The 8,362-nt window shown below is 76.5% G+C and carries 7 protein-coding genes; 4 read left to right on the forward strand and 3 right to left on the reverse strand.

The features are described 5' to 3' along the window. Positions 1-15 precede the first annotated feature (15 nt). Positions 16-972: an ATP-grasp fold amidoligase family protein gene (locus tag ACI8AD_RS10165; RefSeq protein ID WP_456870408.1), complete on the forward strand. Its 957-nt coding sequence runs from the start codon at positions 16-18 to the stop codon at positions 970-972. 94 nt (positions 973-1,066) lie between these two features. Here the strand turns inward: ACI8AD_RS10165 and ACI8AD_RS10170 are convergent, their stop codons facing one another. From ACI8AD_RS10170 to ACI8AD_RS10180, 3 genes are all read right to left on the reverse strand, one after another. Then, positions 1,067-1,486, reverse strand: coding sequence for an ester cyclase (locus ACI8AD_RS10170; RefSeq protein WP_456870409.1), 420 nt, complete (start codon positions 1,484-1,486; stop codon positions 1,067-1,069). 397 nt (positions 1,487-1,883) lie between these two features. Further along, on the reverse strand, positions 1,884-4,487 hold the full coding sequence (locus ACI8AD_RS10175; protein ID WP_456870410.1) for a bifunctional FO biosynthesis protein CofGH: 2,604 nt from the start codon (positions 4,485-4,487) through the stop codon (positions 1,884-1,886). A gap of 54 nt (positions 4,488-4,541) precedes the next feature. Then, positions 4,542-5,036, reverse strand: a complete 495-nt coding sequence (locus ACI8AD_RS10180; protein ID WP_456870411.1) for a flavin reductase family protein — start codon at positions 5,034-5,036, stop codon at positions 4,542-4,544. 56 nt (positions 5,037-5,092) lie between these two features. Between ACI8AD_RS10180 and ACI8AD_RS10185 the strand changes: the two genes are divergently transcribed. The 3 genes from ACI8AD_RS10185 to ACI8AD_RS10195 are packed head-to-tail and all read left to right on the forward strand — an operon-like array spanning position 5,093 to position 8,273. Continuing rightward, entirely contained in the window at positions 5,093-6,517 is a 1,425-nt protein-coding gene (locus ACI8AD_RS10185) for a dihydrolipoyl dehydrogenase family protein (protein WP_456870412.1), read from the forward strand. Further along, a complete protein-coding gene (locus ACI8AD_RS10190) occupies positions 6,518-7,432 on the forward strand; it encodes an NAD(+)/NADH kinase (RefSeq protein ID WP_456870413.1) in 915 nt (304 codons plus the stop codon). It begins immediately after the preceding gene. Between the two features lie 43 nt (positions 7,433-7,475). Next, positions 7,476-8,273: an SGNH/GDSL hydrolase family protein gene (locus ACI8AD_RS10195; protein ID WP_456870414.1), complete on the forward strand. Its 798-nt coding sequence runs from the start codon at positions 7,476-7,478 to the stop codon at positions 8,271-8,273. Positions 8,274-8,362: the final 89 nt, after the last annotated feature.

An 8,362-nucleotide genomic window follows, 5' to 3' on the forward strand; every position in this document is an offset into this window, starting at 1 on the left:
GGTACCAGGGACGGCGTGGAGGAGTTCCCGCCGGCCTGGACCCGGCTGCTGCCCCCGTCGTGGCGGCGGGCCCGGACCTACCGGCGGCACCACGGCCGGCTGCCGCCGTGGGGTGCGCCGCGGACCTTCACCGAGAAGCTCGACCGCCGGATCACCCGGGACCGCCGGCCGCTGCTCGCGCCCACCTGCGACAAGCTGGCCATGAAGGAGCACTTCGCCCGGCGCGCGCCCGGGCTGCTGCACGTGCCGCAGACGTACTGGGCCGGCACCGACGTGGCCGACCTCGCCGGCGTCGAGCTGCCCGACCGGTGGGTGCTCAAGCCCAACCACTCCTGCCGCCGCGTGCTGGTGGGGGAGGGCCGGCCCGACCCGGCCGACCTCGCCGCCCGCACGGCCGGCTGGGTGGCGGAGCGCTACTGGCGCAAGAGCGAGGAGTGGGCCTACCGGCACGCGCGGCCGTGCCTGCTGGTCGAGGAGCACCTCGGCGGGCCGGGGGAGGTGCCGGCCGACCTCAAGGTGCTGGTGTTCGACGGCGTCCCGCGGCTGGTCGGCGTCCACACCGACCGGCGCGACGGGCTGCGCGGGCGGCTCTACACCGCCGACTGGGAGCCGCTGCCGTGGACCTGGGGCTACCCGCCCGGGCCCGACGTCCCCCGCCCGCCGTGGCTGCCCGACCTGCTGGCCGCCGCGGCCGCGGTCGCCGAGGGCTTCGACATGCTGCGCGTGGACCTCTACCGCTCCGGCGGCCGGCTCTGGGGCGGCGAGCTCACGCCCTACCCCGGCGCGGGGCTGAGCCGCCTGGAGCCCGGGCTGGACGCGTGGCTGGGCCGCTGGTGGGCCCTGCCCGAGCAGCCGCGGTGGGCGCCCGCCCTGCGCATCGCGACCCCGCTGCCGGGCAGTGTGCGCTCAGGGGGAGTCCTCGGGCCCGGCGGTGCACACGTGCGCGCATCGTCCGTCCGGCCGACCCGGTGAGCGGCCCGCTGCGGCCGGTGTCCCGAGCGGCCCTGTCGAGGACACGGCGCCGTCCGTGCTCCGACTCGCGGGAGCGGAGCCGGGTGCTGCACCGTCACCACGACGTCGAGCCACCCTCCGCTGCCTCCTCCACCGTGGTGGTGCTGTAGACGAAGATCCGCTCCGGGCGTCCGTCACGGCAGCTCCACACCGATGCACCCTCGACCCGGATGCGCCGCCCGGTCGGTGGCATCCCGAAGAAGTCGCCCGTGTGGGTGCCGGTCAGCGTCCACCTGTGCGCGAGCCGATCCTCGGTGGCGAAGCGATCGAGGACCGTGGTGTGCAGGTCCGACACCCCAGCCCGGAAGACACGCATGAAGGCGATCCACTCCTGCGGCCCGCGCAGCACCCGACCTCGGCTCACCAGGTGGATCTCGGTGTCCGGGTACATCCACTCGGCGTGCCTGCTGAAGTCGCCTGCGTCGTCTGCGGCGGTCCACTGCTCGGCGATGGCGATGAGAACGTCTGCCGACATCATCGGCTCCTCGTGCGTGGCGCGACGTCGGCCGAACGATACGGCTCCCGAGGGCTCGCGGTGAGACGGATCTGCGCTCCTCCGCGACGAGATCCCGCCTCGCCGAGGACGTGCACGGCTGCAGCACGACAGAGGTGTCTCCTGGCGCCGCTGCCAGCAACGTGTCGTCGGGCTCCGGACGACGGGCCCGGGCCTGCACCCGGCACATCCCACCGGTCGTCCGGTCAGGCGCTGCGGTACGGCCTCACGGCTGTGAGGATCCGGTGGCTCGTCGCGGCCGACCGAGCCCGGTCGGAGCAGGGGCGGCGTGACGACAGCGACCCGCTGCTCCGATCCCCCGGGCGATCCGGCCGGCTCGCGGATCGGGTCACCACGCGATGCCCGTGCCCGGCCGGGCTCAGACCGGGGTGATGGACAACGTCAGCGCGCGGCGGCCGGCGTCGGACCGCGCGGTGGCGAGCCGCTCGGCCGTCGGCGTGCCGTAGTCGGTGGTGCGCTGGCGGGCGGGCCGGCCGATCGCGGCGGCGATCGCCTCCAGCTCGGCGATGGTCTTCAGCGAGCCGTTCTCGCTGCCGGCCATCCGGCTGATCGTCTCCTCCATCAGCGTGCCGCCGAGGTCGTTGGCCCCGCCCTGCAGCACCGCCTTCGTGCCGGCCTCGCCGAGCTTGACCCACGACGTCTGGACGTTCGGGATCCGCCCGTGCAGCAGCAGTCGGGCGACGGCGTGCACCGCCCGGTTCTCCCGCACCGTGGGCCCGGGCCGGGCGACGCCGGCGAGGTAGATCGGCGCGTTGTGGTGCACGAACGGCAGCAGCACGAACTCGGTGAACCCGCCGGTCTCGTCCTGCTGGCGGGCGATGGTGCGCAGGTGCGCGACCCAGTGCGCGGGGGTGTCGACGTGGCCGTACATCATCGTCGACGTCGTCGGCAGGCCCACCCGGTGCGCGGTGCCGATGATCTCCAGCCAGGTGGCGGCGGGCAGCTTGCCCTTGGTCAGCACCCAGCGGACGTCGTCGTCGAGGATCTCCGCCGCCGTGCCCGGCACCGAGTCCAACCCGGCGTCACGGGCCGCGGTCAGGAAGTCCTCGAACGACAGCCCGGTGCGGGCGGCGGCGTTGACGATCTCCATGGGGCTGAACGCGTGCAGGTGGATGTCCGGCTGCCGGCGCTTCACCTCGCCGATCAGGTCGAGGTAGGCCGAGCCGGGCAGGTCGGGGTGGATGCCGCCCTGCATGCAGATCTCGGTGGCACCCGCCGCCCACGCGTGGTCGACCCGGTCGCCGACCTCGGCCAGCGACAGCGTGTAGGCGTCGGCGTCGGTGCGCCGCTGGGCGAACGCGCAGAACCGGCAGCCGGTGTAGCAGACGTTGGTGAAGTTGACGTTCCGGTTGACGACGTAGGTGACGTCGTCGCCGACGGTGTCGCGGCGCACGGCGTCGGCCAGCCCGGCGAGCGCCTCGAGGTCGGGGCCGTCGGCGCCGAGCAGCGCGAGGTACTGCGCGTCGGTGAGGCCGGCGGGGTCGCGCTCGGCGGCGCGCAGCGCGGCGGCCACCTCGGGGTCGCCGGCGGCCAGCGCGGTGGAGGAGCCGTCGCGGGCCCGCTCGGTGCGCGCCCGCAGGTCGGCCCAGTCGCCGTAGACGGCGTCGAAGTCGCTGCGCCGGTCGCCGGTGCGCCCGACGGTGTCCACCTCGACGTGCAGGTCGGTGCGGCCGGAGGACACCCACGCCTCGTCGGGCTCCTGCCACGGCAGCCCCGCCGGGACGCGGCCCTCGACGGCGAGCCCGTCGGGCCCGGCGAGGGCGGTCACGTGCGGGCGCACCCGCGGGTCCAGCCACGGCTCGGGCTCGAGCACGTACCGCGGCTGAGCGGCCAGCCGCTCGCGCAGGGTGAACCCGCCCTCGGCGCTGAGCGCGGCCAGCTTGTCGGTGTTGGGCCAGGGCCGCTCGGGGTTGACGTGGTCGGGCGTGAGCGGCGAGACCCCGCCCCAGTCGTCGACGCCGGCGCGCAGCAGCAGCCCGAGCTCGGTGGAGTCGGACAGGTTCGGCGGCGCCTGCACCCGCGCGCCCGGGCCCAGCAGCAGCCGGGTGACGGCGACGGCGGCCACGTACTCCTGCAGCGCGAGGTCGTCGTGGGCGGCCATCGCGGTGCGCGGCTTGGCGCGGAAGTTCTGGACGATGACCTCCTGCACGTGCCCGTGCCGCTGGTGGGCGGCGCGGATCCGCAGGACGGCGTCGACCCGCTCGGCCGGCGTCTCGCCGATGCCCAGCAGCACGCCGGTGGTGAACGGGACGGCGGAGCGGCCGGCGTCCTCGAGCACCCGCAGCCGCACGGCCGGTTCCTTGTCGGGGCTGCCGAAGTGCGGGCCGCCGCGCTCGGACCACAGCCGGGTCGCCGTCGTCTCGAGCATCATCCCCATCGACGCCGACACCGGCTTGAGCCGCTGGATCTCCTCCCAGGTCAGCACGCCGGGGTTGAGGTGCGGCAGCAGCCCGGTCTCCTCCAGCACCCGGATCGCCATCGCCCGCAGGTAGGCCAGGGTGGAGTCGAACCCGTGCGCCTCCAGCCACTCGGCGGCGACCGGCCAGCGGTCCTCGGGGCGGTCGCCCAGGGTGAACAGCGCCTCCTTGCAGCCCAGCGCCGCGCCGTCCCGGGCGATCCGGAGCACCTCGTCGGGGGAGAGGTAGGGCGCCTTCCCCTCGCGGCGCAGCTGCCCGGGCGTCGTCACGAACGTGCAGTAGTGGCAGCGGTCGCGGCACAGGTGGGTGAGCGGGATGAAGACCTTGCGGCTGTAGGTGACCACCCCGGGGCGGCCGGCCGAGGCCAGGCCGGCGTCGCGCACCCGGGAGGCGGCGGTGAGCAGCCGGTCCAGCGGCTCGCCCTCGGCCAGCCCGCGGGCCGAGAGCAGGGTCTCCGCCTCACCGGCGTCGAGGGTCACGCCCCGCTCGGCGCGCGCGAGCGCGCGCCGCAGCGCGGACGGCACGGGGGTCTGCGGCTCGCTCATCGCCCCGCACGCTATCCCTCGCCGACCTGCGCGGGGAGCCGTGCCTCTGTCGCGCTAGTGGCCCCCGGGGGCGTCGACGTAGCGGCCGCGCAGCCGGAGCAGGGGGGCGGCGCCGTCGTGCAGCACGGGCACCGCCTCGACGGCGAGCAGCGCCAGCACGTGGTCACCGGCCGGCACCAGGCGGTCGAGCCGGCAGTCCAGCGCGACGACGCCGCCGTCGAGCACGACCGCGCCGCTGCCGGGCGCCCGCGACCACGGCACCGACTCCAGCAGGTGCCGCGCCGAGGGCCGCCCGGCCGAGGAGAACCGGCTGGCGAGGATCGCCTGACCGGCGGCGAGCACGGTCAGCGCGCAGGTGCCGACCGCCTCGAGCACCTCGGCGGGGTAGCCGTGGGCGGCCAGCCCGACGGCGACCAGCGGCGGGTCGGCCGACACGCTCGTCACCGAGGTCACCGTCGTGCCGACGTCGTCGATGTCGTCCCGCACGGTCAGCAGCGCCACCCCCGCCGGGTACTGCCGCAGGGCCGTGGCGAAGTCGGACGGCGACACGGGCCCTGCACCGGGAGGCATGGCGGCCAGTCGACCACACCCGCCAGGATGACCCGGTGAGCAGCGCGGACGGGACCTACGACGTCGTCGTGCTGGGCGCCGGCTCGACCGGTGAGAACGTCGCCGACACCGTCGTCCGCGGTGGGCTGTCCGCGGTGCTGGTCGAGGAGCACCTCGTCGGCGGCGAGTGCTCCTACTACGCGTGCATGCCCAGCAAGGCGTTGATCCGCGGCACGGAGGCGCTCGACGAGGCGCGGGCGGTCTCCGGCGCGGCCGCCGCGGTCACCGGGGAGCAGGACGTCGCCGCCACGCTCGAGCGCCGGGACACCTTCACCCACCACTGGGACGACGCCGACCAGGTGGCCTGGGTGGAGGGCGCCGGCATCGACCTGCTCCGCGGCACCGCCCGGCTCGACGGCGAGCGCACCGTCGTCGTCACCGGCCCCGACGGGGGCGAGACCCGGCTGACCGCGCGGCACGCCGTCGTCGTCTGCACCGGGTCCGAGGCGATGGTGCCGCCGGTGGCGGGCCTGTCCGGCGTCCGGCCGTGGACCCCCCGGGAGGGCACCGGGGCGACGACGCCGCCGCGGGGCCTGCTGGTCCTCGGCGGCGGCTACGTCGGCTGCGAGCTGTCCTTCGCGTGGCACGCCCTGGGCTCGCGGGTGACGCTGCTGCAGCGCATGCCGCGGCTGCTGCCCGACGCCGAGCCGCAGGCGAGCGACGCGGTGCTGGCCTCGCTGCGCGCCCGCGGCGTCGACGTCCGCCTCGACGCCGACGTGACCGCCGCCCGCCGCGACGGCGACGAGGTGGTGCTCACCACCGCCGGCGGGGAGGAGGTGCGCGGCGAGGAGGTGCTGCTGGCCACCGGCCGCCGCGCCCGCACCACCGGCATCGGGGTGGAGACCGCCGGCCTCGAGCCCGGCGAGTACCTCGACGTCGACGACACGCTGCAGGTGCGCGGGGTGCCGTGGCTCTACGGCGTCGGCGACGTCAACGGCCGCCAGCTGCTCACCCACATGGGCAAGTACCAGGCCCGCCAGGCCGGCGCCGCCATCGTCGCCCGCGCCCGCGGCGAGCAGGTGGGCACCGGGGACTGGTCGCCGCACACCGCCACCGCCGACCGCGCCGCCACCCCCTCGGTGGTCTTCACCGACCCGCAGGTGGCCTCCGTCGGCCTGACCAGCGCCCAGGCGCGGGACGCCGGCCTGCCGCACCGCGTCGTCGAGTACCCGATCGGGTCGGTGGCCGGCGCCAAGCTGTTCGCCGACGGCTACGAGGGGACCGCGGTCGCCGTCGTCGACCCCGAGCGGGAGGTGCTGCTCGGGGTGACCTTCGTGGGCCCCGCGGTCGCCGAGCTGCTGCACGCGGCGACGGTCGCCGTCGTCGGGGAGGTGCCGATCGGCCGGCTGTGGCACGCGGTCCCGGCCTACCCCACGGTCAGCGAGGTGTGGCTGCGGCTGCTCGAGACCTGGCGCGGCTGAGTGGCCCGCCTCGGCCTGGTCCTGCACCCGAGCAGGGACTCCTCGGCCGCCGTCGGGCAGGTCACCGCGTGGACCGCCGGCTCCGACGTCGAGCTGCTCGCCGACCGGGCCGACGTCGAGCGGCTCGGCCTGACCGGCGTGACCGCGGTGACCCCGGAGGAGCTGGCCGGCGCCGTCGACGGGATCATCGCCCTCGGCGGGGACGGCACCATCCTCGGCGCGATGCGGCTGGTGAGCGCCCGGCCGGTGCCGGTGCTCGGCGTCAACCTCGGCCACCTCGGGTTCCTCGCCGAGGTCGAGGGGCCCGAGCTCGGCGAGGCGCTGGCCGCGATGGCCGAGGGCCGGGTGCACACCGAGTCCCGCGGCTGCCTGGTGGTGCAGCACGGCGAGCGCGAGTGGCCGGCGTTCAACGACGCCGTGCTGGCCCGCGTCCCGGGGGAGGGGATGGTCACCGCCGACCTCGCGGTGGGCGGCATGCGCTACGCCCACGTGCGCTGCGACGCGGTGATCGTGGCGACCGCGCAGGGCTCGACCGCCTACAACTACGCCGCCGGCGGGCCGGTCGTCAGCCCCGAGGTCGAGTGCATCCTGCTCACCCCGGCGGCGCCCGCGCAGGGCATCTCGCGCACGGTGCTGCTCGGCCCCCGCGAGACCCTGGCGCTCACCATCAGCAGCGGCTCCCCGGCGATCGAGCTCGACGGCGTCCTCGGGCCCCGGCTGACACCCGGCGACGCCGTCGTCGTCACCTACCGCCCGGGCGCGGGACAGCTGGTCCGCATCGAGGGGTCCCGCTCGGCGGCGCGCAGCCGGGCCAAGCTGTCGCTGCTCGACCTGCCGTTCCTGCCCGGCGAGCTGCTGGAGTTCCTGCCGCCGGAGCTGCAGGAGCGGCTGCAGGAGGACCCGCCGCCGGCTTGACCCCGGTGCGCCGTGCGCCCGGCGCCCGTGCTGCAGTGGGTCCGTGCCCGCCCCGACCCGCACCACCTGGCGCCGCTACGTCGCCCTCGGCGACTCCTTCACCGAGGGGCTCAGCGACCCCGACCCGGACCGTCCCGGCGAGTACCGCGGCTGGGCGGACCGGCTGGCCGGGCACGTGGCGGCCGCGCAGCCGGGCGTCGACCTGGAGTACGCCAACCTGGCCATCCGGGGGCGGCTGCTGCCGCAGGTGCTCGCCGAGCAGGTGCCGGTCGCGCGGGCCGCCCGGCCGGACCTGGTCAGCCTGGTCGCCGGCGGCAACGACCTGCTGCGCCCCGGCGCCGACCCCGACCGGCTGGCCGCCGCGCTGGAGGAGGCGGTGACCGGCTTCCGCGCCGACGGCGCCGACGTGCTGCTGGCCACCGGCGTCGACCCGCGGCTGACCCCGATCATCCGCCGCACCCGCGGCCGGGTGGCGGTGTTCAACGCCTCGCTGTGGTCGATCGCGGCGCGCCACGGCGCCGTCGTCCTCGACCAGTGGGGCGCCGACTGGCTGCTGGACTGGCGGCTGTGGGACAGCGACCGGATCCACCTCACCGCCGAGGGGCACCGCCGCACCGCGCTGGCCGCCGCCGCGGCGCTCGGCGTCCCGGTCACCGACGACGACTGGCGCGTCCCGCTGCCGCCCGCCCCGCCGCGGGCGCTGCGCGCGGCGCTGGCCGAGGAGGCCGCGTGGGTGCGCGGCTTCGTCGCCCCGTGGATCGCCCGGCGGCTGCGCGGCCGCTCCTCCGGTGACGGGCGGGCCCCCAAGCGCCCGGTGCCGCTGGCGCTGCCCCGCCCGTAGAGCCCTCGACCCGGGCACTTCCGCGGAAGTGGCTGGTCGGGACCGGTGGGCTTCCGGGGACGTGCACCGGGCAGGGGGGGGGGGTGTCG

The organism is Geodermatophilus sp. SYSU D00766 (genome assembly GCF_054049915.1).